The sequence below is a fragment of the Paraburkholderia tuberum STM678 genome (assembly GCF_902833905.1).
Lineage (GTDB): Bacteria > Pseudomonadota > Gammaproteobacteria > Burkholderiales > Burkholderiaceae > Paraburkholderia > Paraburkholderia tuberum.
This window is the reverse complement of the sequence record NZ_CADFGP010000026.1, coordinates 23910-48692: the sequence shown is the minus strand read 5'-3', so window position 1 is coordinate 48692 and position 24783 is coordinate 23910. Positions and strand designations below refer to the sequence as shown.

Annotated in this window: 22 protein-coding genes and 1 pseudogene; 10 read left to right on the top strand and 13 right to left on the bottom strand. The window is 65.4% G+C overall.

Going from position 1 to position 24783, the window contains the following annotated elements:
* Window positions 1–139 precede the first annotated feature (139 nt).
* Window positions 140–1300: a signal recognition particle-docking protein FtsY gene (ftsY, locus tag HWY30_RS22470; protein WP_090802926.1), complete on the top strand. Its 1161-nt coding sequence runs from the start codon at window positions 140–142 to the stop codon at window positions 1298–1300.
* A 112-nt stretch (window positions 1301–1412) separates the two neighbouring features.
* Here the strand turns inward: ftsY and maiA are convergent, their stop codons facing one another.
* Together maiA and HWY30_RS22460 are read right to left on the bottom strand one after the other, a co-directional pair.
* Window positions 1413–2057, bottom strand: a complete 645-nt coding sequence (gene maiA / locus HWY30_RS22465; protein ID WP_090805574.1) for a maleylacetoacetate isomerase — start codon at window positions 2055–2057, stop codon at window positions 1413–1415.
* A gap of 34 nt (window positions 2058–2091) precedes the next feature.
* Complete coding sequence (locus HWY30_RS22460; RefSeq protein ID WP_090802924.1) at window positions 2092–2790, bottom strand: fumarylacetoacetate hydrolase family protein; 699 nt, start codon at window positions 2788–2790, stop codon at window positions 2092–2094.
* Window positions 2791–3012: 222 nt separating this feature from the next.
* On the opposite strand from HWY30_RS22460, the gene ybiB reads away from it, so the two are divergent.
* A complete protein-coding gene (gene ybiB / locus HWY30_RS22455) occupies window positions 3013–3984 on the top strand; it encodes a DNA-binding protein YbiB (protein ID WP_176078932.1) in 972 nt (323 codons plus the stop codon).
* 381 nt (window positions 3985–4365) lie between these two features.
* Window positions 4366–5352 (top strand): annotated as a pseudogene (locus HWY30_RS22450) (2-isopropylmalate synthase); the annotation flags it as partial.
* 197 nt (window positions 5353–5549) lie between these two features.
* On the opposite strand, the gene HWY30_RS22445 reads toward HWY30_RS22450, so the two are convergent.
* Entirely contained in the window at window positions 5550–5933 is a 384-nt protein-coding gene (locus HWY30_RS22445) for a nuclear transport factor 2 family protein (RefSeq protein ID WP_008921685.1), read from the bottom strand.
* Between the two features lie 41 nt (window positions 5934–5974).
* Window positions 5975–6547, bottom strand: coding sequence for an acyloxyacyl hydrolase (locus HWY30_RS22440; RefSeq protein WP_090802919.1), 573 nt, complete (start codon window positions 6545–6547; stop codon window positions 5975–5977).
* A 354-nt stretch (window positions 6548–6901) separates the two neighbouring features.
* On the opposite strand from HWY30_RS22440, the gene rpoH reads away from it, so the two are divergent.
* The 5 genes from rpoH to cydX all read left to right on the top strand — a co-directional run bounded on the left by rpoH (window position 6902) and on the right by cydX (window position 11420).
* Window positions 6902–7837, top strand: a complete 936-nt coding sequence (rpoH, locus tag HWY30_RS22435; protein WP_090802918.1) for an RNA polymerase sigma factor RpoH — start codon at window positions 6902–6904, stop codon at window positions 7835–7837.
* A 416-nt stretch (window positions 7838–8253) separates the two neighbouring features.
* Window positions 8254–8514 (top strand): cytochrome oxidase putative small subunit CydP, encoded by a 261-nt coding sequence (gene cydP, locus HWY30_RS22430; protein ID WP_018419327.1) that lies wholly within the window; start codon window positions 8254–8256, stop codon window positions 8512–8514.
* Complete coding sequence (locus HWY30_RS22425; protein ID WP_090802916.1) at window positions 8504–10096, top strand: cytochrome ubiquinol oxidase subunit I; 1593 nt, start codon at window positions 8504–8506, stop codon at window positions 10094–10096. Before cydP ends, HWY30_RS22425 begins: the two co-directional genes overlap by 11 nt.
* A 34-nt stretch (window positions 10097–10130) precedes the next feature.
* Window positions 10131–11267 (top strand): cytochrome d ubiquinol oxidase subunit II, encoded by a 1137-nt coding sequence (gene cydB, locus HWY30_RS22420; RefSeq protein ID WP_090802915.1) that lies wholly within the window; start codon window positions 10131–10133, stop codon window positions 11265–11267.
* Window positions 11268–11303: 36 nt separating this feature from the next.
* Window positions 11304–11420, top strand: a complete 117-nt coding sequence (cydX, locus tag HWY30_RS22415) for a cytochrome bd-I oxidase subunit CydX (protein ID WP_090802913.1) — start codon at window positions 11304–11306, stop codon at window positions 11418–11420.
* A 107-nt stretch (window positions 11421–11527) separates the two neighbouring features.
* On the opposite strand, the gene nagE is transcribed toward cydX, so the two are convergent.
* The 5 genes from nagE to HWY30_RS22390 all read right to left on the bottom strand — a co-directional run bounded on the left by nagE (window position 11528) and on the right by HWY30_RS22390 (window position 19305).
* Window positions 11528–13342 carry an N-acetylglucosamine-specific PTS transporter subunit IIBC gene (gene nagE, locus HWY30_RS22410; protein ID WP_090802911.1) on the bottom strand — a complete coding sequence of 605 codons (1815 nt, stop codon included), beginning with the start codon at window positions 13340–13342 and terminating at the stop codon, window positions 11528–11530.
* Window positions 13343–13786: 444 nt separating this feature from the next.
* Window positions 13787–16354, bottom strand: a complete 2568-nt coding sequence (ptsP, locus tag HWY30_RS22405) for a phosphoenolpyruvate--protein phosphotransferase (RefSeq protein ID WP_090805572.1) — start codon at window positions 16352–16354, stop codon at window positions 13787–13789.
* A gap of 38 nt (window positions 16355–16392) precedes the next feature.
* A complete protein-coding gene (locus HWY30_RS22400) occupies window positions 16393–17409 on the bottom strand; it encodes an SIS domain-containing protein (protein ID WP_090802910.1) in 1017 nt (338 codons plus the stop codon).
* A complete protein-coding gene (gene nagA / locus HWY30_RS22395; RefSeq protein ID WP_090802908.1) occupies window positions 17393–18496 on the bottom strand; it encodes an N-acetylglucosamine-6-phosphate deacetylase in 1104 nt (367 codons plus the stop codon). The genes HWY30_RS22400 and nagA overlap by 17 nt, the downstream gene beginning before the upstream one ends.
* Window positions 18497–18570: 74 nt before the next feature.
* The gene (locus HWY30_RS22390; RefSeq protein ID WP_090802906.1) at window positions 18571–19305 is read right to left on the bottom strand and encodes a GntR family transcriptional regulator; all 735 of its coding nucleotides are present in this window, start codon (window positions 19303–19305) and stop codon (window positions 18571–18573) included.
* 366 nt (window positions 19306–19671) lie between these two features.
* Between HWY30_RS22390 and HWY30_RS22385 the strand changes: the two genes are divergently transcribed.
* Window positions 19672–20598 carry a bifunctional helix-turn-helix transcriptional regulator/GNAT family N-acetyltransferase gene (locus HWY30_RS22385; protein ID WP_090802905.1) on the top strand — a complete coding sequence of 309 codons (927 nt, stop codon included), beginning with the start codon at window positions 19672–19674 and terminating at the stop codon, window positions 20596–20598.
* A 77-nt stretch (window positions 20599–20675) separates the two neighbouring features.
* Here HWY30_RS22385 and HWY30_RS22380 read toward each other — a convergent pair whose 3' ends face one another.
* Window positions 20676–21488 (bottom strand): MetQ/NlpA family ABC transporter substrate-binding protein, encoded by an 813-nt coding sequence (locus tag HWY30_RS22380; RefSeq protein WP_090802903.1) that lies wholly within the window; start codon window positions 21486–21488, stop codon window positions 20676–20678.
* A 270-nt stretch (window positions 21489–21758) separates the two neighbouring features.
* On the opposite strand from HWY30_RS22380, the gene HWY30_RS22375 reads away from it, so the two are divergent.
* Window positions 21759–22049 (top strand): YciI family protein, encoded by a 291-nt coding sequence (locus HWY30_RS22375; protein ID WP_090802901.1) that lies wholly within the window; start codon window positions 21759–21761, stop codon window positions 22047–22049.
* A 75-nt stretch (window positions 22050–22124) separates the two neighbouring features.
* Here HWY30_RS22375 and HWY30_RS22370 read toward each other — a convergent pair whose 3' ends face one another.
* The 3 genes from HWY30_RS22370 to HWY30_RS22360 are packed head-to-tail and all read right to left on the bottom strand — an operon-like array spanning window position 22125 to window position 24779.
* Window positions 22125–22754: an SCO family protein gene (locus HWY30_RS22370; protein WP_090802900.1), complete on the bottom strand. Its 630-nt coding sequence runs from the start codon at window positions 22752–22754 to the stop codon at window positions 22125–22127.
* A 4-nt stretch (window positions 22755–22758) separates the two neighbouring features.
* A complete protein-coding gene (gene cyoE, locus HWY30_RS22365) occupies window positions 22759–23664 on the bottom strand; it encodes a heme o synthase (protein WP_090802898.1) in 906 nt (301 codons plus the stop codon).
* Window positions 23665–23669: 5 nt separating this feature from the next.
* Window positions 23670–24779: a COX15/CtaA family protein gene (locus tag HWY30_RS22360; protein ID WP_090802896.1), complete on the bottom strand. Its 1110-nt coding sequence runs from the start codon at window positions 24777–24779 to the stop codon at window positions 23670–23672.
* Window positions 24780–24783: the final 4 nt, after the last annotated feature.

Below are 24783 nucleotides of genomic sequence, written 5' to 3'. Positions count from 1 at the left end.
GCCGATACGACGCGCCGCGGCACGCCTGATAAAATGTGCGGCTGCCAGCGCCCCGCCTTTTCGCATCCCGGCGCTGCCCACCGCTTCGCCGGTCCCGTGCCGGCTGCGCGCATCGGCGCGCTCTCCCATACGTCAGATCATGTTCAGCTTTTTCAAACGATTCAAGGGCTCGAAAGAGTCCGATACCGCCGCAGACGAATCGCTGGCGGCGCAAGACGGCGCGGCACCCGAGGCCGAGGCAGCGCCCGTTGCGCCCGCCGAGCCCATCGAGCCCATCGAGCCCACCGCGCCCCCCGTTCCTCCTGTGGCCACGACGATCATCGAGCCGCAGCCCGAGCCGCCAGACGCCATGCTCGACACCGTCGAAATCGTCCCGCCGCCCGTGCAGGATGCCGGCGCGAAGCGCTCGTGGCTTACGCGTCTGAAGAGCGGCCTCGCGAAAACCAGTTCGAACCTGACCGGCATTTTCGTCGGCACGAAGATCGACGAGGACCTGTACGAGGAACTCGAAACCGCGCTGCTGATGTCTGACGCCGGCGTCGAGGCGACCGAATTCCTGCTCGAAGCGCTGCGCGAAAAAGTGCGCGGCGAACGCCTGACGGCCCCGCTGCAGGTCAAAACCGCCTTGCGCACACTGCTCGTCGAGTTGCTCAAGCCGCTCGAAAAATCGCTGATGCTCGGCCGCGCTCAGCCGCTCGTGATGATGATCGCCGGCGTCAACGGCGCGGGCAAAACCACGAGCATCGGCAAGCTCGCGAAGCATCTGCAGAGCTTTGACCAATCGGTGCTGCTCGCCGCCGGCGACACGTTCCGCGCCGCCGCGCGCGAGCAACTCGCCGTGTGGGGCCAGCGCAACAACGTGACCGTGGTCGCGCAGGAAAGCGGCGACCCGGCCGCGGTGATCTTCGACGCGGTCGGCGCCGCGCGCGCGCGCAAGATCGACGTGATGATGGCCGACACGGCCGGCCGCCTGCCCACGCAACTGCATCTGATGGAAGAACTGCGCAAGGTGAAGCGCGTGATTGGCAAGGCGCAGGACGGCGCGCCGCACGAAGTGCTGCTCGTGATCGACGCGAACACCGGCCAGAACGCGCTCACACAGGTCAAGGCGTTCGACGACGCGCTCGGGCTCACCGGCCTGATCGTCACCAAGCTCGACGGCACCGCGAAGGGCGGCATCCTCGCGGCGATCGCGCGGCAGCGGCCGATTCCGGTGTATTTCATCGGCGTCGGCGAAAAGGTCGAGGATCTGCAGCCGTTCAGCGCGGAGGAGTTCTCGGACGCGCTACTGGGCGGCTGATCGCGTGATCGTTGCGGCGCTCGGCGCTCGCGGCGAACCAAAGGAAAAGGGCACTCAGCGGAGCGCCCTTTTTTCGTTTCGAGCTACCGTCGACGTGTCAGCGATCCCGGGCTCACTCCGCGTCCGGCTGCACGCCCGGCGCCGCGCGCGCGAACGCGTCGAGTTGCATCGCGTGATCGTAGATGCGCTGGATCGTCGGAAACTTTGCGGTGTCGAGCTTGAAGCGCTGCGCGTTGAATACCTGCGGAATCAGGCACGCGTCGGCGAGTGTCGGTGCGTCGCCGAAACACAGTTTGCCGGTGCGCGCGTCGCCGGCAAGATGCGTCTCCAGCGTCGCGAAGCCCGCGTCGATCCAGTGCCGGTACCACGTGTCCTTCGCATCGTCGTCGACTCGCAGCGTGTGCTTCAGATAGCGCAGCACGCGCAGATTGTTCAGGGGATGAATCTCGCACGCGACCTGCAGCGCCACCGAGCGCACATACGCGCGATCGAGCGGTGCCTTCGGTAGCAGCGGCGGCTCGGGATGCGTCTCCTCGAGATACTCGATGATCGCGAGCGACTGCGGCAGCAAATGACTGCCGTCGGCGAGCGTCGGCACGATGCAGTCGGGGTTGATCTTGCGATACGCGGGCTTCAGCTGCTCGCCGCCTTCGCGCACGAGGTGCACGGGTACGTAGTCGTACGACAGGTTCTTCACGTTCAGCGCGATGCGCACGCGATACGACGCCGAGCTACGGAAATAGCTGTAGAGCTTCATGTTGTCTGCCTCCTCCACCTGCACGCAAGCCGTCTCAGACGACGCGCACGCTGAACTCGCCGAGCCCGTCCACGCCGCCCTTCATCAGGTCACCCTTCACGACCGCGCCGACGCCTTCCGGCGTGCCGGTGAAAATCAGGTCGCCAGGCCGCAGTTCGAACAGCGTCGACAGATACGCGATCGTCTCGGCCACCGACCAGATCAGCTGCGACACATCCGCGCGCTGCTTGTCCTCGCCATTCACCGACAGCCAGATCTCGCCCTTGCCGATGTGACCGACCGTCGAAGCCGGATGGATCGGGCCGAGCGGCGCCGAGTGATCGAAGCCCTTGGCGGTATCCCACGGACGACCCATTTTCTTCGCTTCGCCTTGCAGGTCGCGGCGCGTCATGTCGAGACCGAGCGCGTAGCCGTAGACATGGTCGAGCGCGCGGTCGACGGGGATGTCTTTGCCGCCCTCGCCGATCGCCGCGACCATTTCCATTTCGAAATGGACGTTCCTGGTCTGCGACGGATACGGGAATTCGCCGGTCGTGCCCGGCGCGACGTACACGATCGCATCGGCCGGCTTCGTGAAGAAGAACGGCGGCTCGCGGTCCGGGTCGTGGCCCATTTCACGCGCGTGCGCCTCGTAGTTGCGCCCCACGCAGTAGATGCGGCGCACCGCGAACTGCTCGCCCGACCCCACGACCGGCACCGCGACCTGCGGTGCGGGTGCAAATACGTAACTCATCCCGTTCTCCGTTTTCCGATGTGCGCCGCCGAGGCGGCGAGAAACATCGAGTGTAACCCGCGGCACGGCGCGGGGGCGTGTCAGGCGGCCCGTCGCGCGCCACTGCGTGCCCGCTTCGTTGCTGTTCGCCCGCTCGCCATAGATGCGATACTCACACCGAACTGTTCCCCGAATGGCGTAGCGAACCGCCAGGCGCGGCACGCCACCCGCCTCTTGCGCACGATGACCGACTCCACCGATACCACTCCTCCCTTCCCCTGGGCCCGATTCATCAAGGAAATCGGCCGCGGCCCGAATGGCGCCCGCGCGCTGACCGCCGACGACACGCGCTCGCTCTACACCGCGATGCTCGACGGCCGCGTCGACGATCTCGAACTCGGCGCGGTGCTGCTCGCGTATCGCGTGAAAGGCGAAACCGCCGACGAACTCGCCGCGATGCTGGCCGCCGCGCATACGTCGTTCGAGCCGGTGCGGCTGCCGCACGGCGCGTTTCGGCCGGTGTCGATTCCGTCGTACAACGGCGCGCGCAAGCAGCCGAACCTCGTGCCGCTGCTTGCGCTGCTGCTCGCCCGCGAAGGCGTGCCGGTGCTGGTTCACGGCGTCACCGAGGATCTGGGTCGGGTGACGAGCGCGGAAATCTTCACACATCTGCGCATCGCCCATGCGCAGTCGCACGCGCAGATCGAAGCTGGACTTGCGGAGCGCCGCGTCGCGTTCGCCTCGATCGACGTACTGGCGCCCAAGCTCGCGCGCCTGCTCGCGCTGCGCCGGCGCATGGGCGTGCGCAATTCGACGCATACGCTCGTGAAGCTGCTGCAGCCGTTCGCACCCGCGGGATTGCGGCTCGTGAACTACACGCATCCGCCGTATCGCGACAGTCTCACTCAGCTGTTCGTCACGCATCCCGATGCGGCCGTCGGCGGTGCGCTGCTCGCGCGCGGCACCGAAGGCGAGGCGGTCGCCGATACGCGCCGCCAGGTGCAGGTCGACTGGCTGCATGACGGCATCTGCGAGACGCGGCTGCCGCACGAGCGCTCGTCGCCCGATGCGCCCGAAGTGGAACTGCCCGAAGCGCGCGACGCGGCGACCACGGCCGCCTGGATCGACGCCGTGCTGCGCGGCGAAGCGCCGGTGCCTGGCGCGCTCGAGCGGCAGGTCGAGCTGATCGTCGATATCGCGAAGACGGCGGCCTGACGGCCGCGGGTTGACAGGCCAACGCACGCCGTCATACATTTGGCCTCATGCGTTCCCTTCCGAACACCCTCCGAATTATCTCCGGCCGCCTGGCGCGGCCCCTATCGCTACGCCTGGCCTAAGTCTCGCGTAGCGCCGCGCGCTGGCAGCTCCGGTTGCCGTCGGCGGTCCTCCCCGTAGTTCCCGCAGTTTCGCTTCACCCCCGTCGTAGTTCTCCACAACCTGTCGTCGTTTGCATTCGTCCGTTTACCGCGCGGACGATGCGAGAGGATCACATGTACGTTGCATGGGCAGCATCCGCAGCGTGCATGCGTGAACAGTCGGCCAACCGCTCGACGTCCCCACCCTCCGCCGACGACGCCACGAATGAGGCACCTCACCATGTTGCGCAATCCCGCTGAAAAGTACCGCCCATTTCCCGCCGTCAGGCTGACCGGCCGCAAATGGCCGAGTCGCACGGTCGACGCCGCACCCGTCTGGATGAGCACGGACCTGCGGGACGGCAATCAGGCGCTGATCGAACCGATGAACGCCGCGCAGAAACTCGAATACTTCGAGATGCTGGTCGCGATCGGTTTCAAGGAAATCGAAGTGGGCTTTCCGTCGGCGTCGCAGACCGATTTCGACTTCGTGCGCAAGCTGATCGACGAGCGACGCATTCCCGACGACGTCACGATCGAAGTCTTCGTGCCGTCGCGCGCGGAGCTGATCGCACGCACGTTCGACGCGCTCGAAGGCGCGCCGCGCGCGATCGTGCATCTGTACAACGCGATCTGCCCGTCGTTCCGGCGCATCGTGTTCCAGCAGTCGAAGGATGAGACCAAGGCGCTCGCCGTCGAAGGCACGGGCCTCATCAAGGAACACGCGCAGGCGCGGCCGGGCACGCGCTGGACCTTCCAGTACTCGCCCGAGACCTTCAACACGACCGAGCTGCCGTTCGCGCGCGAGGTGTGCGACGCGCTCGCGCAAACGTGGCGGCCTACGCGCGATCACAAGATGATCGTCAACCTGCCGGCAAGCGTCGAAGCGGCCACGCCGAACGTGTTCGCCGACCAGATCGAATGGATGCATCGCAACCTCGGTTACCGCGACAGCATCGTGCTGTCGGTGCATCCGCACAACGATCGCGGCACCGCCGTGGCCGCGGCGCAGCTCGCGCTGCTGGCGGGCGCGGATCGCATCGAAGGCTGTCTGTTCGGCAATGGCGAGCGCACCGGCAACGTCGATCTCGTCACAGTCGCGATGAATCTCGACGCGATGGGTATCGACAGCGGTCTGGATTTCTCGGATCTCGCGACGATCAGGCGCGTGGCGGAGCACTGCACGCGGCTTCCGGTTGCGGCGCGGCATCCGTATGCGGGACAGGTAGCGATGCGCGGCACGCGCGAGGCGCGCGACGCGGATGCCGATGTAGACGAGCACGGCGCAAACAGCCGCGACAAAGCTGGCGAATGCGTGACCGCGTGAATTCGCGTTGGGCCTCGAGCCTGCTGCAGCGGAGTGCACACCCGCATTCCGCTGCCGCTGGAGACGCGCTCACGAGGCGCGCCCGCCCGATGAGAATCTCACTCGAGCGCGCAACGGGTCGCCTGCCACGCGATCAGTCGCCACTGCCCGTCTTCGTGCGTGTGAATCGCGGTATAGGCAATCGGAAACAGGAGCGCGCCGTTGTTGGCCTCCATCTCGATCAGCGCGCGGCCCGTGACGACGTAGGTCTCGCGCCCGGCCGGCAAGACATCCTGCGACTGCACCTCGATTTGCCGATAACGACGGCGCCCCGCGGTGATCCCGTCGATGAACTGCCGCTTCGTCTCGCGCTTGCCATTCGTATGGACGTAGCTCACGTTGTCCGCGAGCAGCGTGTCGAGCGACTGCCCATCGCCATCGACCATCGCGCGAAAACGCTCTCGCTCGAGCCCGCGAATCGCTTCGATCATCTTTGCCGCCATTGCAGAGCCCCTCGAACACCGCGAGCCGCAGGCGGCCACGGTCAGAAGTGATATTGCAAATATAGCTGGCTGAAATTTATACCAGGATTCGGCTCTTTGATACCGCCATTGGAGACATGCTGGAAGCGGTAGCCGGCGACATACTGCTCACGAGCGCCGAACTGCAGCCCGACGCCCGCCATCTCGGCGAACTGGAACGCGGTGCCCAACGTGAAGTCGGAAGAAATGCGCGGGCTGGTCAGCAGCCGGACGCCGGCACCCACCTCGATGAATGGCCGCACCGAACCCGACGACCTGATGAAGCGGATCACCGGCGTCACGCCGATCTCGCCGATGTTGTCGTGAACGTTTCCTTCATTGGTGTGCCACCACGCGACATGCGCCTCGCCGAGCAGCGCGAAATGCCAGTCGCCGATCTGCCACCAGGTCAGGTTTGGATCCCAGACCACGCCGAGATCGAGCGTCCTGACGTGATGGTCGCCGACGCCGGCGGCCACCTGCACGCCGAACTGCTCAGCTTGGGACGCGCCCGCCGCGCTCAACAGCAGAACGAGCAGAACGGCAAACGTGCTTTTTAGACTAAGCCCACGCACCACAAGATTCTGCCTGTTCATCCGCCCCCCATACTGCCGAGTATTAAGCGAGCGCCCCCTTTATTCCAGGCACGAATTCAGGAGCAAGTATTTCCCAGATAATGCCCATGATCAGCAATTATTCTCTTCAAAACCGGACGATATCAGTCAAACGTGAGCCTGCGCCCGCTCCGGGCGGTACTTTGTACAGGTCCAACGCGCAGGGCAAATAGGGCGTATGATAGCTATCGGAAGTCAAAACTCAATAGGATTTTTGGGAACTCGGATACCCCTGCGACCTCTAAGTATTAGCACTCGGCAGATCTGAGTGCTAACATCCGTCGCTGGAGTCGTTTACTGAGTACGCAATTGTCTGATTCCAAAGGAGCTTCAAACGTGAGCCATGCAATGACCCTTCCGAGTACTTTGAGCCCGTCGTCGGCTAAGGCCGCTCCGGCAGGTGCACTGGCGCTCTCGCATTCCTCGCTGCTGTCCGGTCACCTGGGCAACATCGACGCCTACATCCAGGCGGTCAACCGGATTCCGATGCTGACGCCGGCGGAGGAACGCCAGTTCGCCACCGAATTGCGCGAACACGACAATCTGGAGGCGGCGCGCCGCCTGGTGCTGTCGCACCTGCGACTCGTCGTGTCAATCGCGCGTAACTACCTCGGTTACGGGTTGCCGCACGCCGATCTGATCCAGGAAGGCAACATCGGCCTGATGAAAGCGGTCAAGCGCTTCGATCCCGAGCAAAACGTGCGCCTCGTGTCGTACGCGATGCACTGGATCAAGGCCGAGATCCACGAGTACATCCTGCGCAACTGGCGCATGGTGAAGGTCGCCACCACCAAGGCGCAGCGTAAGCTGTTCTTCAACCTGCGCAGCCACAAGCAGGGGCTTGGCGCGTTCACGCCGGACGAGATCGACGGTCTCGCGAAGGAGCTGAACGTGAAGCGCGAAGAGGTCGCGGAGATGGAGACGCGTCTGTCAGGCGGCGATATCGCGCTCGAAGGTCAGGTCGAAGACGGCGAGGAGTCGTACGCGCCAATCGCCTATCTGGCCGACTCGCATAGTGAACCGACTGCCGTGCTGGCTTCGCGTCAGCGCGACCGGCTGCAAAGCGACGGCATCGCAAGCGCGCTCGACGCGCTCGATCCGCGCAGCCGCCGCATCATCGAAGCGCGCTGGCTGAAGGTGGCCGACGACGGCTCGGGCGGCTCCACGTTGCACGAGCTGGCCGACGAGTTCGGTGTCTCGGCCGAACGTATCCGCCAGATCGAAGCCAGCGCGATGAAGAAGATGCGCGGCGCGCTGACCGAATACGCGTAAAGCGTCGAAGCCATGCGCGCGTCAATTGTGTCCCGCCTATGACATAGGTAAAAACGACACGCGTTAATCGGTCGCGCCATTTAGCGACCATCGCGCTCAAGCCCCGCCCTCGCAAGACGGCGGGGCTTTTTCATTCTTTTCGCCCTTTCTTGCGTCCCCGCGGCCGCGCTTCGCGTCGGCCTATCCGCAAGCCGGCCTGTCGAGGCCGGTAAGCGTTTCTTGACGTATCGCAAGTCCGGTAGCAATACTGCACAGACGCGGCAAGTTTCGCGACGTGTTGCCGCATGGCTAAACCTGAGCGCGCGAGGTTCACCTCCTACAATCGGCATGCATTCGCCAGACTGCCAGACTGCCTGACGGCCAGGGCGGTCTGGATCCAGCCGGACTCACCGGCGTGAAGTCGTCTTCGACCGATCATGACCATAGCCCTGAATCGCAGCAGCACTGTCCGGTCGCGCTTGCGCGGCCGGTTCACCAGGTGGGTGCGCGGTCCAACGCTGGCGCGCGATATCGCCATCATCCTCGCCATCAAGTTCGTGCTACTGATGGCGCTCAAGTACACCTTCTTCAATCATCCACAGGCGCAGCACATGATGCTGCCGCCTGAGCAGGTCGCGCAGGCGCTGCTGTCGGTGCCCGCCCCGCATCCGTCTCGAGGTGATCAACATGCCCGTTAGCGAAGTCGTAGAACTGTCGCGGTTCCAGTTCGCCATCACGGCGCTTTATCACTTTCTGTTCGTGCCGCTCACGCTCGGTCTCGCCTGGCTGCTCGTCATCATGGAATCGGTCTACGTGATGACCGGCAAGCAGATCTACAAGGACATGACGCAGTTCTGGGGCAAGCTGTTCGGCATCAACTTTGCAATGGGCGTCGCGACCGGCCTCACGCTCGAGTTTCAGTTCGGCACCAACTGGGCTTATTACTCGCATTACGTCGGCGACATTTTCGGCGTGCCGCTCGCCGTCGAAGGGCTGATGGCGTTCTTCCTCGAATCGACGTTCGTCGGTCTGTTCTTTTTCGGCTGGAACAGATTGTCGAAAATCCAGCATCTGATCGTCACGTTCTGTGTCGCGCTCGGTTCGAACCTGTCGGCGCTGTGGATTCTGATTGCCAACGGCTGGATGAACAATCCGGTCGGCGCGAAGTTCAACTATCAGACGATGCGCATGGAGCTCGACAGCATCAGCTCGGTGATCTTCAACCCGGTTGCACAGGTCAAGTTCGTGCACACGGTATCAGCTGGATACGTGACCGCGGCGATGTTCGTACTCGGCGTGTCGTCGTGGTATCTGTTGAAGCGCCGCGACACCGAGTTCGCGCTGCGCTCGTTCGCGATCGCCGCCGGCTTCGGCCTAGCGTCGGCGCTGTGCGTGATCGTGCTGGGCGACGAATCCGGCTATCGCACCGGTGAAGTCCAGCAGATCAAGCTCGCGGCTATCGAATCCGAATGGGACACCGCGCCCGCGCCGGCACCGTTCACGATATTTGGCATCCCCAATCAGAAAGAGCAACGCACCGACTATGCGATCCGTGTGCCGTACGCGCTCGGCATTATCGCGACCCGCTCGCTCGACGAACCCGTGGTCGGCCTGCGCGACCTGATCGCCCAAAACGAAGGTCGCATCAAGGACGGCATGCTCGCCTATTCGGCGTTGCAGCGGTTAAAGGGCGGCGACTCCAGCGACGAGGCGCATGCGGAGTTCGACAAGTACAAGGACGATCTCGGCTACGCCCTGCTGCTCAAGCGGTTCACGCCGAACGTCATCGACGCGACGCCAGACCAGATCGCCGCGGCGGCACGAAGCACGGTTCCGCCGGTGTTGACACTGTTCTTCTCGTTCCGCACGATGGTCGGCCTTGGCCTGCTGTTCCTCGCGACCTTCGTGCTCGCCTTCTGGTTCTGCGCGCAGCGCACGTTGCTGCTCGAAAGGCGCCGCTGGTTTCTGCGCTGGGCGGTCATCGCGATTCCGCTGCCGTGGCTCGCCGCCGAGCTAGGCTGGATCGTCGCGGAAATGGGCCGCCAGCCGTGGAGCATCGCGGGCATTCTGCCGACCAACCTGGCCGCGTCGACGCTGACGCCGCGCGATCTGTATCTGAGCATCGGCGGCTTCGTGCTGTTCTACACGGGGCTGTTCGTCATCGAGATCATGCTGATGTTCAAGTACGCGCGGCTCGGCCCTTCGTCGCTGCATACGGGCCGCTATCACCACGAGATCGGACAGCCGGTGACGCAGCCACTGTCGAACACGGCCGCATGACGCACCGCTGCACCGCCCCGGAGGAGAAACCCATATGGACTACGCAGCTCTCAGACTGATCTGGTGGGTGTTGATAGGTGTACTGCTGATCGTCTTCGCGCTCACCGACGGCTTCGACATGGGCGCGGCGATCCTGCTGCCGTTCATCGCCAACACCGACTCCGAGCGACGCATCGTCGTGAACACGGTCGGCGCGACGTGGGAAGGCAACCAGGTCTGGTTCGTGACCGCGGCCGCCGCGATGTTCGCCGCGTGGCCGCTCGCCTACGCGGCATCCTTCTCGGGATTCTACTTCGCGATGCTGCTCGTGCTGTTCGCGTTGTTCTTCCGTCCGGTCGGCTTCGACTATCGCGGCAAGCGCGAGGATCCGCGCTGGCGCAACGCGTGGGACTGGGGCCTCTTTATCGGCGGCTTCGTGCCGGCGCTGGTGTTCGGTGTCGCGTTCGGCAATCTGCTGCAAGGCGTGCCGTTCTCGTTCGATACCGATCTGCGCGTCACCTATCACGGCAGCTTCTTCGGCCTGCTCAATCCGTTCGCGCTGCTGACGGGACTCGTCAGCGTGTCGATGCTAGCCGCGCACGGCGCCGCGTTCGTCAAGTGGAAGACCGATGGGGTGGTTCACGAGCGCGCGTCGAAGGCGCTGCGGCTCGCGGCGCTGTGCACGGTGGTGTTGTTTCTTGTCGCGGGTGCGCTCGTCGCGACGATGATCGGCGGCTATCAGATCGTCGACTCGCCGCCGCTCGACGCCGTCTCCAATCCGTTGATGAAGACCGTGATCGGCGCGCCGGGTTTGTGGCTGAACAACTACGCGCTCTACCCGTGGATGGCGGTTGCGCCGCTCGCGGGTCTCCTCGGCGGGGTGCTCGCGGTGCTGCTCGCGCGTTCGCGCTTCGAGGCGACGGCGTTTCTGTCGACGTCGTTGATGATCGTCGGCGTGATCTTGACCGCGGGCTTCTCGATGTTCCCGTTCATCATGCCATCGTCACTCGACGGCCGCAGCAGCCTGACCATGTGGGATTCGACGTCGAGCCGCCTGACGCTCGAGATCATGCTGTTCGCCGTCATCGTGTTCCTGCCGATCATCCTGCTCTATACGGGCTGGGTGTATCGCGTGATGCGCGGCAAGGTGACCGCCGCGGCAATCAAGGAAAACCACCATTCGATGTATTGACCGGCACGACGCTTCAACAGAAAACAGGAGTTGGCGATGTGGTATTTCAGCTGGATTCTCGGCGTTGGCGTCGCGCTGGCGTTCGGTGTCGTCAATGTGATGTGGCTCGAATCGCGCGAGGTGGCGCGCTCGGTAAAGCGGGGGATTCGCTAGGGACTGGTCGTAAACGCGAAAGCGGCACCTTGGGACCAGGTGCCGCTTTTTTATTGGCGTGCTGCGAGCGCCGTGCAACTCAACAGCGCTCGACAGCCATCAACCGATCACGCCGGCACCGGCGCCGCGCCCGCGCCGCCGCCTTGCGACGACAGGCGCTCGGCCAGCTTCTGCGCATAGCGCTGCGCGGCCTCGCCGACGACGATATGGAACGTGTCGGTCGACACCCACGCGGTATCGAGCGTCGCGAGGCGCTGACGATCGACCGCCGACGGATCGCGCACGACTACCCGCAGACGCGTCGCCGCGACCGCATCGAGCGACATCACGTTGCCCACGCCGCCGAGCACGGCGAGCCAGCGCAGCGGATCGGGATCGAGCGGACCGCCTTGCGCGTCATCGGCGTGCCCAGCGTTTCGCGCGACCGGCGCGGCAGCGGTAGCCGCCGCGGCAGCAGCCGGCGCCGATACAGCAACACCCGCCACCTTCACCGCGTCGCCCTGACCCTGCGCGATCGCCGTACGCATCTCATCGGCGATGATGTCCGCCTCCGGTCCGATGATCACCTGCACGTTGTTCGTGCCGCGCTTGAGCACACCGCGCGCACCGCTCGACTTCAGTTCGCTTTCGGAGACCTTGTCCGTATCGACGACAGACAGACGCAGACGCGTCGTGCACGCATCCACGACCGACAGATTCGCCGCGCCACCGAGCGCCGCGATATAGCGCTGCGCACGCGGCACGGCCGCACCAGCCGCCGGCGCGACGAAACCGCCCGCCGCGAACGACTCGACCTGCTCGTCGGCAGCGGCGGGCTCACGGCCCGGCGTCGCCATGTTGAACTTACGGATGAAGAAGCGGAACAGACCGTAGTACACGACCGAGTACACGATGCCGAGCGGAATCGCCCACCAGCCCTTCGTCGACAGACCGAAGTTCAGCACGTAGTCGATGAAGCCCGCCGAGAACGTGAAGCCGAGGTGAATCCCGAGCGCCGAGCAGATCGCGAGCGACAGACCCGTCAGCAGCGCGTGGATTGCATACAGCACCGGCGCGAGGAACATGAAGCTGAACTCGATCGGCTCGGTCACACCGGTCAGGAACGACGTGAGCGCCATCGAGAACAGCAGGCCGAACACCATCGCGCGACGCTCTTTCGGCGCCTCGTGATACATCGCGAGACATGCGGCCGGCAGGCCGAACATCATCACCGGGAAGAAGCCGGTCATGAAGGTGCCCGCGGTCGGATCGCCAGCGAAGAAGCGGTGCAGGTCGCCCGTGACGGGCGCACCGCCCGCCGGCGTGAAGGTGCCGAACACGAACCACGTCAGCGAGTTGAGGATGTGATGCAAGCCCGTGACGAGCAGCAGCCGGTTCAGCACGCCGAACACGAAGGCGCCGAGCGCGCCGGCCGTCGTGAGCCAGTGGCCGGCCACGTCGATCGCGTTCTGCACCGGCTCCCACACATGCCCGAATACGATGCCTAGCACCACGCAGACCACCCCTGTCACGATCGGCACGAAGCGTTTGCCACCGAAGAACGCCAGGTAGTCGGGCAGCTTGATGTCCTTGTAGCGGTTGTACAGCAGCCCCGCGACGATGCCCGCGATGATCCCCGACAGCACGCCCATGTTGAGCTTGTCGTTGATGTCCTTCATCACCGCGATCTGCACCAGATAGCCGATCGCGCCAGCCAGACCCGCGACGCCGTTGTTGTCTTTCGCGAAGCCGACCGCCACGCCGATCGCGAACAGGAGCGGCAGGTTGTCGAAGATCGCGCCGCCCGCATCGGCGATCATCTTGATGTTGAACACGTCGGGCTGGCCGAGCCGCAGCAACAGGCCGGCCACCGGTAGCACCGCGATCGGCAGCATCAGCGCGCGTCCCAGGCGCTGAATCTTCAGAAACGGATTTCCATCCATCGGTATCTCCAATTTTGTCTCGTAGGGGTAGGTCTTGGTTGAGTGGTGCAGCTATACGGAGAATCGCGCCGCGCGTGAAGGCAGACGTGCTGCCGGGCGCACGGCGTGCGGGTTCTCAAATTCGCTAGGGTCTGTTTACATATGGAACGCACGTGCGTTGCCGCGAGAAGGGCCGCTCGCAAGGATTGCGACGCCGCGAATACTCGACGTATTCGCAAGGAGCATGACGCAGCGAGCGGCCCTTCTCGCGGCAACCCCAGTTCTGAATTTCATTCCAGGGGAATGCCCGCTATCGGCCGCATGGCGGCGTCGTGCGTCGCTCACGTGGCGCGGCCACGCAGCGCTCCTTACTCCTTGCCCTGCGCCCCGAAGGAAGTCCCCTTGGGAGACGGCCGATAGCGGGCATTCGCACGTGCGTTCCATATGTAAACAGACCCTAGTGTTTCAATCGAGGGGCCACGTGGCGCGGCTTGCGGCTCTGACCGCCTGCGCCGAGTCGAGCGCTAGCGCATCGCGGGCGCGCTGGCGACACAGCTGATAGTCGAGCGTGCGCACGCGGGCCTTGATGCCTGGCACGGAGACCGGATCGACCGACAGCTCGGTCACACCGAGGCCCACCAGCAGCGGCATCGCGAGCGGGTCGCCGGCGAGCGCGCCGCACACGCCGACCCATTTGCCGTGCTTCGCGGCACCTTCGACGGTCGCCGCGATCAGGCGCAGCACCGCCGGATGCAGGCCGTCCGCCTGCGCCGCGAGATCGGGCTGGCAGCGGTCCATCGCGAGCGTGTATTGGGTCAGGTCGTTGGTGCCGATCGACAGGAAATCGGCGTGCTGCGCGAGCTGATCGGCGAGCAATGCAGCCGACGGCACTTCGATCATCGCGCCAACTTCGACCGGCTCCGATCTACCCGCTTCGCGTGCAAGCTCGTCGATACGCTTGCGGATGCGGATCAGTTCGCCCGCATCGGTGACCATCGGCAGCAGGATGCGCACGGCGCCGACCGGACGCACCGCGAGCAGGCCACGCAACTGGTCGTCGAGCAGATCGGGGCGCACCTGCGCGAGGCGCACGCCGCGCAGGCCAAGTGCGGGGTTCGGCTCGGGCGGCAGCGTCAGATAATCGACTTCCTTGTCCGCGCCGACGTCGAGCGTGCGGATGATCGCGGCGCGGCCGCGCAACGCATCGACGATCGCCTGATAGCTGTGGCGATGCTCGTCCGCGCTCGGCGCGGCCGGGCGGTGGATGAACAGCAGCTCGGTGCGCAGCAGGCCGACCGCGTCCGCGCCGTTGTCGACCGCGGCGTTCGCGTCGTCGAGTGTGGCGATGTTGGCGGCCACTTCGATCGCGCGGCCGTCGGCGGTCGCCGCTGCCTGCTGCGAGGTGCGGCGATTCGCTTCGCGCACGTCGGCGAGGCGGCTGCGTTCGCGTCGCGCGCGTTCGACGTCGAGTTCGGTCGGCGCGAATTCGAGCCGGCCGGTGCTCGCGTTCACCACCACCTGAGTGCCCTCGGGTATCGCATGCAACGCGTCGCCGAGCGCGACCAGCGCCGGAATGCCCGCCTGACGCGCGAGAATCGCCGCGTGCGAGGTCGCGCCGCCGCGTGCCATCACGAGCGCGGTCACGCGCGTGCGATCGAGCGACGACAGATCCGACGGCGTGAATTCGTCGGCCGCGAGCACCGCCTCGTCCGGCAGGGTGCGAGCCGCGCTGCTCGTGTAGCCGAGCGCGCGCTGCACGCGCTTTTCGATGTCGCGCAGATCGGCGGCCCGCTCGGCGAGCAGTGCGTCCTCCACATTACTCAGGATGCCTACTTGCGCGCGGATCGCTTCACGCCACGCAAAACCGGCGCTCTTGCCGAGGCTGATCAGATCGCGCGCGGCGTCGAGCAGTGTCGGATCTTCGAGCAGCACGCGATGCACCGCGAAAATCCCAGCCTCGCCGACCGAGCCGCGTTGCGACGCATCGCGCACGATCGTGTCGAGATCGGCGTCGACGGTCGCGATCGCCTTGTCGAGCAGACGGCTTTCCGCCGCCGACGTGCCGCTCGCCTGTTCCGGCGGCTCGAGATCCGCGTCGTCCCAGCGCACCAGCTTGCCGAGCGCGATGCCCGGCGCGGCGCACACGCCCGCGAGCGTGTTCGGCGGGAGCGGCTCGCCCGCGGCGGGCGCCGCAACGACTGCCGCTGGCCGCGCCGCTTTCTGTTCGCGCTTCGGTTCGACCTCGCCGTGCGCTTCGCGCGTCAGTTCGTCAGCGATTGCATCGACCGCCGCCTGCGCGTGCGGACCGACGCCGAGCAACTCGACGCTTGCGCCTTCGCCGGCACCGAGTCCAAGCAAACCCACCACGCTTTCGATCGACGCCTTGCGCCCGTCGTAGCGCACCTCGACCCGTGCGTCGAAGCGGCGCGCCGCTTCGCGCGCCCGCGCCGCGGGCCGCGCATGCAGGCCGCCCGCATGCGTCAGCGTGATCTGCCGGCGCGCTTCGTCCATCACCTGCGCGGCGCTCGCCTCGCGCACCGCGTCGTGGCTGACGCCCTCGCGCGCGCGCAGCACCAGCAGCGTCGTTTCGCCGGCCTTGACATGCCCGTTCGGCGCCCGCTCGATGACCTCGAACGCATCCGAATTCGCAATCGCGATCACCGAGACGAGGCTCGGCGCATTCAGCGCGATCTGATCCAGATCGAACTCGATCAGCACGTCACCGGCGCGCACCTGCGCGCCCTGCTCGACCATCGGCGCAAAACCCTTGCCGTTCAGTCCGACGGTGTCGATACCGATATGCAGCAGAATCTGCGCGCCCTCGGCGCTCTCGAGCGTTACCGCGTGGCCGGTGCGCGCGAGATGCGTGACGACGCCGTCGCATGGCGCGACGAGCCGACCCTCGAGCGGATCGACGCCGATGCCGTCGCCGAACATGCCGCCCGAAAACACCGGGTCCGGCACCTTCGCGAGCGGCACGACCGGTCCGGTCAGCGGTGCAAGCAAAACAATGTGATTCTCGGAATGGCTCATCAGATTGGACTTCTCGACACGTCGCATCGTCATTCTCGTCAGTGAGTTTCGGTGACTTTGTTGAGATGGCGAGGCGCGTCGGGATTGCGCCCGCGCGCGGCGGCAAGATCCGCGGCCATCACGTAAAAGGACAGGATGGCGGCGATCGGATCGAGCGCCGCGTGTGCGGTGGCGACGAGCGGCAGCGAGGCTTGCGCGACGTCATCGGGCGCCGCGAGCAGCACGCGCGCGCCGCGCGCGCTCATGTCGTGCGCGAGCTGCAGCAGACCCGCCTGCTCCGGGCCACGCGGCGCGAACACGAGCAGCGGATAGTCGCGGTCGATCAGCTCCATCGGACCATGACGCACTTCCGCGCTCGAAAACGCTTCGGCCTGGATGCCGGAAGTTTCCTTCAGCTTCAGCGCGGCTTCCTGCGCGATCGCGAGGCCAAGACCGCGGCCAATCACGATCATCCGTTCGATACCGCGCAACTCGTTCACGGCCATCGACCAGTCGAGCCGGCCCGCGCGTTCCAGCGCGTCGGGCAGCGTATTCAGTCCATCGAGCAACTCGGCGTCGTTCTGCCAATGCGCAACCAGCTGCGCGGAGATCGACAGCATGGCGATGTAGCTCTTGGTCGCCGCGACGCTCAGCTCGGGACCGGCTACGAGCGGCAGATGCCATTCGCACGCGTCGGCGAGCGGCGAGCTCGGTGCGTTCACGGCGGCGACCGTCAATGCGCCGGCCGCGCGCAACGCGTTCATCGTGCCGACGAGGTCGGGGCTCTTGCCCGATTGCGAAAACGCGAGCGCAAGCTGGTCGCGCACCTGCAGCGGCGCCTGCTGCAGCGTCGCGACCGACATCGGCAGCGACGCGACCGGCACGCCGAGGCGGCTCATCGTCAGGGATGCAAAGTAGCTGGCGGCATGGTCCGAGCTGCCGCGCGCGACGGTCAGCGCGACATGGCGCGGCTGTTGCGCGAGCTTCGCGGCGAGCGCCGCGACGCGCGAGGTGTCCTTGAGCTGCTCGGCTACTGTTGCGGCGGACGCGAGCGCTTCCTTAAGCATATTCGACAATGGCTTCTCCTTCGACGTAGGTCGCGCTCAGCGCCAGCTCGCGGTCGAATACGACCACGTCGGCCCACGCACCGCGCGCGATGCGGCCGCGGTCCTCGATGCCGAGATAGTCGGCGGCGTAGCGTGACAAACGGTGGGATACATCGGCGATCGGCAGGCCGATCGAGACGAGATTGCGCAGCGCCTGATCCATCGTCAGCGTGCTGCCCGCGAGCGTGCCGTCGGCCAGACGTACGCCGCCGAGGCACTTGGTTACGTGCTGGCTGCCGAGGCGGTATTCGCCGTCGGGCATGCCGGTGGCCGACGTGCTGTCCGTCACCACATACAGGCGCGGAATCGCGCGCAGCGCGGTGCGGATCGCCCCCGGATGCACGTGCAGCAGGTCGGGAATGATTTCGGCGTATTCGGCGTGCGCAAGCGCAGCGCCGACGAGGCCAGGGTTGCGGTGATGCAGCGGCGACATCGCGTTGAACAGATGCGTGAAGCCGCACGCGCCGTGCTTGAGCGCGGCGACCGCGTCGTCGTAGGTGCCGAGCGAATGGCCGAGCTGCACGCGTACGCCGCGCGCCGCCATCTCCGAGATGATCTCCATGTGGCCGGCGATCTCGGGCGCCAGCGTGACGACGCGGATCGGCGCGATCGACAGATACCTGAGCACCTCGTCCAACACCGCCGATACCGCCGCGTCGGGCTGCGCGCCGAGCTTGCCGGGGTTGATGTACGGTCCTTCCAGATGCACGCCGAGCACGCGCGCGCAACCCGGCGTGCGCACCCGCGTGACGTTGCCGAGCCCGGCGACGACGTTCATCAGCTCGTCGCGCGGCGCGGTCATGGTCGTTGCGAGCAGGCTCGTGGTGCCGTAGCGCGCATGCGTGCGGGTGATCGTTTCGATCGCGTCGCCAGCTTCCATCACGTCGGCGCCGCCACCGCCATGCACGTGCAGATCGATGAAGCCGGGCAGGATGTACGGTGCGTCGTTCGTCGTCGGATCGACGCGCTCGCCGGACAGCGTCGTGATGCGGCCGTTTTCGTATTCGAGCGTGCCGTGGATCCACCCTTCGGTGGTGAGTATGTTTCCGGTCAGCATGAGTCTCTCTGGTGCGTGATACGTATGCGGCAAATGGCGTCCGCCGGACTTGCGGCCTGCGAGGGCCGCGCAGCTCAGGTGCGCAATTCAGCGACGAAGTCGTAATAGTCGTCGCGGCAATAGGTGTCGGTCAGCTCGATCGCGCGTTGATCCGCGCAGTAGCCGATCCGGGTGATGACCAGCAGCGCGGTGCGCGGTTCGATGTCCATCAGCGCGGCGATTTCGCTCGACGCGTTGACCGCGCGGAAGTGCTGCAACGCGCGCACGACCGCCGCGCCGCGCTGCTCGAGATAGCTGTACAGCGAGTCGCCGATCACCAGCGGATCAGGCACGATCGCGACCGGCAGCGCCGAATGTTCGACCGCCATCACGATGCCGTCCGCGCGCCGCAGCCGCCGCAGGCTCGTGACGGCCGCGCCGGGTGACAAGCCGAGGCGCAGCAGCTCGTCGCGATTGGCGGCGCGCACGTCGCGTTCGAGCCAGACCGAATCGGGCCGGAAACCGCGCTGCTGCATCTTCTTCGTGAAGCCGGTGAGACGCGACAGCGGATCTTCGACGCGCGGCGTGATGAAGCTGCCCGCGCCGCGCGAGCGCCGGATCAGCCCCTGCTCGACCAGCAGTTCGATCGCCTTGCGCGCGGTGACGCGCGACACGCCGATCGCGTCGGACAGCGTACGCTCGGAAGGCAGCGCCTCGCCGGCCGACCAGACGCCGCAATGGATCGCCGTCGCCAGGTTGCGCGCGAGCTGCAGGTAGAGCGGCGTGACGTTGCGCACGTCAGGCATCAATGCGGACCAGCGAGTTTCCATGGGGCTCCAGGGACGCCGTGAGCAGTACAGCCCGGAAAATTGAGAGCCCATTATATAACCAACATAATACCAGTCAACGGACTGGTTCCATGCCGGCCCGGATCGCCGGAAAGCCTTGCTGAGTGGGGATCACAGCGGGATTCAAGGGCTCCGTCGGAGGGATTGGCAGACCAGGGACTTTCCCGCATCGCACGCATTTGACGATACCAGCGAGTCGTTATCGGCTCCTGGTGGTGTCAACAGCCCAAATAATCAATACCTATTTAATACCAGTTGGTGTCTCGCGGGGGTGGAGTGGCTTTGTAAATAAGGGTCGTGCCGATATAGTGCGCTGTACCGACCATAAAAAGTCCCGGGGAGCCGCCCTTGACAGATTCCGAGGCGCTGCGGCGCGCTCAGGCCGTCCGCCATTTCAATCGCTTCTATACCCAATGCATCGGTGCCCTGCACGAGCATCTGGCTCGAAGCGGGTTCTCGCTGACGGAAGTGCGCGTGCTACACGAGCTATCATGCGCCCGCGCGCAGACCGCGTCGGAGCTCGGGCGCGCGCTCGGGCTCGATAGCGGCTATCTGAGCCGCCTGCTGAGCAGTTTCGAGCGACGCAAGCTGATCACCCGCCGTCCGTCCGACACCGACGCACGCCAGTCGCTGATCGCGCTCACCGAGCACGGCCACGCGATCTACGCGCCGCTCGACGCCGCCGCCATCCACGAAGCACTCGGCCTGCTCGACAGACTCAGCGCGCTATCGCAGGAGCAGTTGATCGCCGCGATGAAGCTGATCGAGCGCCTGCTCGGCGACAAGCCGAAGCACGAGCTCGTGGTGCTGCGTCAGCCGCGCGCCGGCGAATGTGGCTGGCTCGTGCATCGTCAGGCGCAGTGGTTCGCCGCGCAGTACGGCTTGGATCACACGTTCGAGGGCTTGCTCGCGCGCGTCGTCGCCGAGTACGCGCAGCGCAACGATCCGCTGCGCAAGAAGTGCTGGATCGCCGAACAGGAGGGTCTGGTGGTCGGCTCGGTTTGCCTCGTCGGGGTCTCGACGACGGTCGCGGGCGTGCGCCTGCTGTGGGTCGAACCGGACGTGCGGAAGCTCGGCATCGGCACGCAATTGCTCAGCGAATGCGTGCGCTTCGCGCGGCGCGCGGGCTACACGAAGCTCACGCTGACCACCGCGAGCGCATTGGCAGAGCCACGGCGGCTTTGCGAGCGCGCTGGGTTCGAGTTGGCCGGCAGCGCGGCGCAGCGCCGCTTCGGCCAGGATCTGATAATCGAAAGATGGGAGCTGGAGCTATAAAAAAAGCACGCGCCTGTACGGCGCGTGCCTTTCCTGATGCCATGCGGCTGCGCTTGCGATCGCGCTGAACGCGTCGCTTAGAACGACGGCACCATCGAACCCTTGAACTGCGTCATGATGAACTGGCGCACGTCTTCCGACTGATACGCCGCGACCAGCTTCTTCACCCATGGCTGATCCTTGTCCTTCGCGCGCACGGCGATCAGGTTCGCGTTCGGGCTGTGGATGTCTTCGAGCGCGATCGCGTCCTTGGTTGGCTGCAGGCCGGCGGCCAGCGCGAAGTTCGTATTGATGACGGCAGCGTCGACGTCGGCGAGCGAACGCGGCAGTTGCGCGGCGTCGAGCTCGACGAACCTGATCTTCTTCGGATTGTCGACGACATCGAGCGGCGTCGCGTTGTTGCCGCCTGTGGCCGCGCCGTCCTTCAGCTTGATCAGCCCTTGCGCCTGCAACAACAGCAGCGCGCGATTTTCGTTCGACGGATCGTTCGGCACCGCGACCTTCGCGCCCTGCGGCAGGTCCTTCAACGACTTCAGCTTCTTCGAGTACGCGCCGAGCGGCGAGATGTACGTGAGGCCTGCGTTGACGAGCTTGTAGCCGCGCTGCTTGATCTGGCTATCGAGGTACGGCTGGTGCTGGAAGCTGTTGGCGTCGAGGTCGCCCGCGTCGAGCGCGGCGTTCGGCTGGATGTAGTCGTTGAACTCGACGACCTTCACGTTCAGGCCTTCGCGCTTCGCGACCTTGGTGACGACTTCCCAGATCTGCGCGTCCGGGCCGCCGATCGTGCCGACCTTGATGACCTTGTCGTCGGCGTGCGCGCCGAAGCTGGTCAGGATCGCCGCACCGGCGACGACTGCGGTGAGGGCTTTGAGGATATTTCTGCGCTGCATGTGATTCTCGCTGTTGCGGTTCGACGTTTGAGTCGATGGCTCCGATCGATGTCGGAGTCGGATGAAATGGGCGGCGCTCCGGTTCGTGCTGGCGCGCCGTCGGCCAAGCCCAAAATTCTTTCATATGGGCGGCAAGCTGGGAAATACCCTTACCGCATATGGTTATGCGGAGCGCAAGCGCAATGGCTAGCGCAACGCAAAACCTACGGCTGACCGATAATCCAGAGCCGTAGCCGCGCACGGCCCACTCACCCGCCCCTGAGAACGACCATGTACATGATCAACCTGATCTACACCGCCCCGCTCGATCGTATCGACGACGCGCTCGACGCGCATCGCGCGTTTCTCGCGGAGCAGTTCGACGCGGGCATCTTCGTCGCGGCCGGGCCGAAAGTGCCGCGCGACGGCGGCATCATCCTCGCGGTTCGTATCGAGCGCGACAGGCTGGATCGCATTCTCGCGAGCGATCCGTTCGCCCTGCAACAGCTCGCGCGCTACGAGGTGACGGAGTTCAAGACGACGCGTCTCGCGCCGGGGCTGAATTTGCCGATTCCGGTCTGAGCGCGAGTGGCGAAGAGGGGAGGGATGCGGGGAGGCGTGAGCGGCGCCGCTTTAAAAAGCCGCCTGCGATGCGCGTCAATCAAGCAGCAGCTTGAGGTCATGCACCCATGGTGTCGCGCCTTGGCCATCGCGCGCGAACAGACGCAGCTTGCCGTCCGTGTCGAACACATAGCTCGCGGCCGTGTGGTCCATCGTGTAGCTGTCGGGCGTCTTGCCCGGGACCTTCGCGTAGTACACGCGGAAGTCTTTCGCGACCTTCGCGAGCTGTTCTTCGCTGGCGGGACGCAAGCCCACGAAGCTCGGATTGAACGCCGGCACGTATTGCGCGAGCAACTGCGGCGTATCGCGCTCAAGGTCGACGGTGACGAACAGCACCTGCACGCGCTTCGCGTCCTCCGGACCGAGTTGCTGCAACGCCTGTGACAGCTCGGCCATCGTCGTCGGGCAGACGTCCGGGCAATGTGTATAGCCGAAGAACAGCACGACGACCTTGCCTTTGTAGTCGGCAAGCGTGCGGATCTTGCCGGACGTGTCGGGCAACGAGAAATCGCTGGCGAATTGCGTATTGCCGGTGATGTCGAGATTCGTAAAAGCCGGCGGCTGCTTCCCGCAACCCGTCATCAGCAGTGTGCCGCCCAGCGTCGCGCCGAGCGTGCAAGCCATCACAGCGGCGCGCGCAATGCGCGCAAAGCGATCGTTGAGCATGGTGTTACGCGCCTATCACGACGCGGGCGTAGTGGTCGATCAGCAGCGCGGCGAACAGCAGCGACAGATAGACGATCGAATAACGGAAGGTTTTGCGCGCGAGCTCGTCCGAATACTCCCGGTAGATCTTCCACGCATAAGCGAGAAACACGGCGCCGAGCAGCACCGCCGACGCGAGATACACGACGCCGCTCATGCCGGAGATGAACGGCATCAGCGTGACCGCGAACAGGATGATCGTGTAGAGAAGGATATGCAGGCGCGTGTACTTTTCGCCGTGCGTGTTCGGCAGCATCGGCAGGCCGGCGTTTTCGTAGTCCTTGCGGCGATACAGCGCGAGCGCCCAGAAATGCGGCGGGGTCCACACGAAGATGATCAGCACGAGGATCCACGCGTCGGCGGGCACGTGGCCCGTTACCGCGGCCCAGCCGAGCGCGGGCGGCATCGCGCCCGACGCGCCGCCGATCACGATGTTCTGCGGCGTGGCTGGCTTCAGCAGCAGCGTATAGATAACCGCATAACCGACGAACGTGGCGAGCGTGAGCCACATGGTCAGCGCATTGGCGAACGTGTACAGCGTCCACATGCCGAGGCCGCCGAGCACGGCCGAGAACAGCAGGATCTGCGGGGTGGTGATTTCGCCGCGCGCGGACGGACGCCACGACGTGCGGCGCATTTTGGCGTCGATCTGCTGCTCGACGAGGCAGTTGATCGCGAACGCGGCGCCGGCCAGCAGCCAGATGCCGACCGTGCCGCCGATCAGTACGGTCCATGGCACCATGCCCGGCGTCGACAGGAACATGCCGATGACCGCGCAGAACACCGCAAGCTGCGTAACACGCGGCTTGGTCAGTGCGAGATATTGGGAGACCCGGCTGCCGGGCGTTTGGGAGAGTGTTGTGCTGTCCATGTGAGTCACGCTGGCGCGGCTTCGCGCGCAGGGAGCGCGGCGCGGCCGGGACGGCTATAAGCGATCCGAAAGTTTAACATAACGAGCAGCAGCAGCAGGATCGCGGCCCCGCCGTTATGGGCGACCGCAATCGGTAACGGCCATTGCAGCACGATATTCGACAAGCCGGTGACGAACTGGATCAGCACCACCAGCAGCACGCCGTTGGCGGGTCGCCGCAGTGACTCGAAGCGGCGCATCTTCAACGCGAACCACACCAGATAGGCGATCACAGCGAACGCGAACGTGCGATGCGTCCAGTGAATCGCGACCAGCGCATCCTGCGTAATCATGTCGCCGTCGCCGGTCATGCCGAGCGCGCGCCAGAGGTGGAAGCCGTGCGCGAAGTCCATCGGCGGAATCCATTGGCCGTTGCAGGTCGGGAAGTCGGTGCACGCGAGCACCGCGTAGTTCGTGCTGACCCAGCCACCGAGCGCGATTTGCAGTACCAGCAGCGCGAGACCCGCGAGCGCGGCCACGCGCCAGCGCGCGGCCTCGGGCTCGTACGCCGGCAGCGGCGTCAAGCGCGCCGCGAGCCAGCCGAGCGTGCCGAGCAGCGCCAGGCCGAGCAGCAGATGCGTGGTCACGATGATCGGCTGCAGCCTCATGGTCACGGTCCACGCGCCGAACACGCCCTGCACGACGATCAGCAGCAGCAGCGAAGTCGGCCACCACGGCGACACATGCAGCGGACGACGCTTGATACGCGCCGTCCAGGCAATGATCGTCTGCGCGATGATCAGCACGCCGATCGCCATCGCGAAGTAGCGATGGATCATTTCGATCCACGCCTTCGTCATGCTGACGGGGCCGCTCGGCATCGCCTGATAGGCCGCGGAGATCGCCGCGTGCGCGATGAACGGCGACGACGTGCCGTAGCAGCCGGGCCAATCCGGGCAGCCGAGGCCCGAATCGGTGAGGCGCGTGAAGCCGCCGAACATCACGAGATCGAGCGTCAGGAAGGTGGTGAGCCAGACCAGCTTGCGGAATTTGTTGTCGTCGGCCTTGACCCACACGTAGGACAGCGGCAGCAACGCGATACACAAGCCGATCAGGCCCAGTTGCAATACGAACATCTCA

What these genes read in the sequence shown, in the direction of transcription:
- cydP (WP_018419327.1), top strand. Translation starts at nt 8,254, where the DNA reads ATGACCATAGCCCTGAATCGCAGCAGCACTGTCCGGTCGCGCTTGCGC.
- HWY30_RS22360 (WP_090802896.1), bottom strand. Translation starts at nt 24,779, where the DNA reads ATGTTCGTATTGCAACTGGGCCTGATCGGCTTGTGTATCGCGTTGCTG.
- cyoE (WP_090802898.1), bottom strand. Translation starts at nt 23,664, where the DNA reads ATGGACAGCACAACACTCTCCCAAACGCCCGGCAGCCGGGTCTCCCAA.
- ybiB (WP_176078932.1), top strand. Translation starts at nt 3,013, where the DNA reads ATGACCGACTCCACCGATACCACTCCTCCCTTCCCCTGGGCCCGATTC.
- nagE (WP_090802911.1), bottom strand. Translation starts at nt 13,342, where the DNA reads ATGGATGGAAATCCGTTTCTGAAGATTCAGCGCCTGGGACGCGCGCTG.
- HWY30_RS22390 (WP_090802906.1), bottom strand. Translation starts at nt 19,305, where the DNA reads ATGGAAACTCGCTGGTCCGCATTGATGCCTGACGTGCGCAACGTCACG.
- cydX (WP_090802913.1), top strand. Translation starts at nt 11,304, where the DNA reads ATGTGGTATTTCAGCTGGATTCTCGGCGTTGGCGTCGCGCTGGCGTTC.
- ftsY (WP_090802926.1), top strand. Translation starts at nt 140, where the DNA reads ATGTTCAGCTTTTTCAAACGATTCAAGGGCTCGAAAGAGTCCGATACC.
- HWY30_RS22460 (WP_090802924.1), bottom strand. Translation starts at nt 2,790, where the DNA reads ATGAGTTACGTATTTGCACCCGCACCGCAGGTCGCGGTGCCGGTCGTG.
- cydB (WP_090802915.1), top strand. Translation starts at nt 10,131, where the DNA reads ATGGACTACGCAGCTCTCAGACTGATCTGGTGGGTGTTGATAGGTGTA.
- HWY30_RS22445 (WP_008921685.1), bottom strand. Translation starts at nt 5,933, where the DNA reads ATGGCGGCAAAGATGATCGAAGCGATTCGCGGGCTCGAGCGAGAGCGT.
- HWY30_RS22370 (WP_090802900.1), bottom strand. Translation starts at nt 22,754, where the DNA reads ATGCTCAACGATCGCTTTGCGCGCATTGCGCGCGCCGCTGTGATGGCT.
- HWY30_RS22375 (WP_090802901.1), top strand. Translation starts at nt 21,759, where the DNA reads ATGTACATGATCAACCTGATCTACACCGCCCCGCTCGATCGTATCGAC.
- nagA (WP_090802908.1), bottom strand. Translation starts at nt 18,496, where the DNA reads ATGCTGACCGGAAACATACTCACCACCGAAGGGTGGATCCACGGCACG.
- HWY30_RS22380 (WP_090802903.1), bottom strand. Translation starts at nt 21,488, where the DNA reads ATGCAGCGCAGAAATATCCTCAAAGCCCTCACCGCAGTCGTCGCCGGT.
- maiA (WP_090805574.1), bottom strand. Translation starts at nt 2,057, where the DNA reads ATGAAGCTCTACAGCTATTTCCGTAGCTCGGCGTCGTATCGCGTGCGC.
- ptsP (WP_090805572.1), bottom strand. Translation starts at nt 16,354, where the DNA reads ATGAGCCATTCCGAGAATCACATTGTTTTGCTTGCACCGCTGACCGGA.
- HWY30_RS22440 (WP_090802919.1), bottom strand. Translation starts at nt 6,547, where the DNA reads ATGAACAGGCAGAATCTTGTGGTGCGTGGGCTTAGTCTAAAAAGCACG.
- HWY30_RS22425 (WP_090802916.1), top strand. Translation starts at nt 8,504, where the DNA reads ATGCCCGTTAGCGAAGTCGTAGAACTGTCGCGGTTCCAGTTCGCCATC.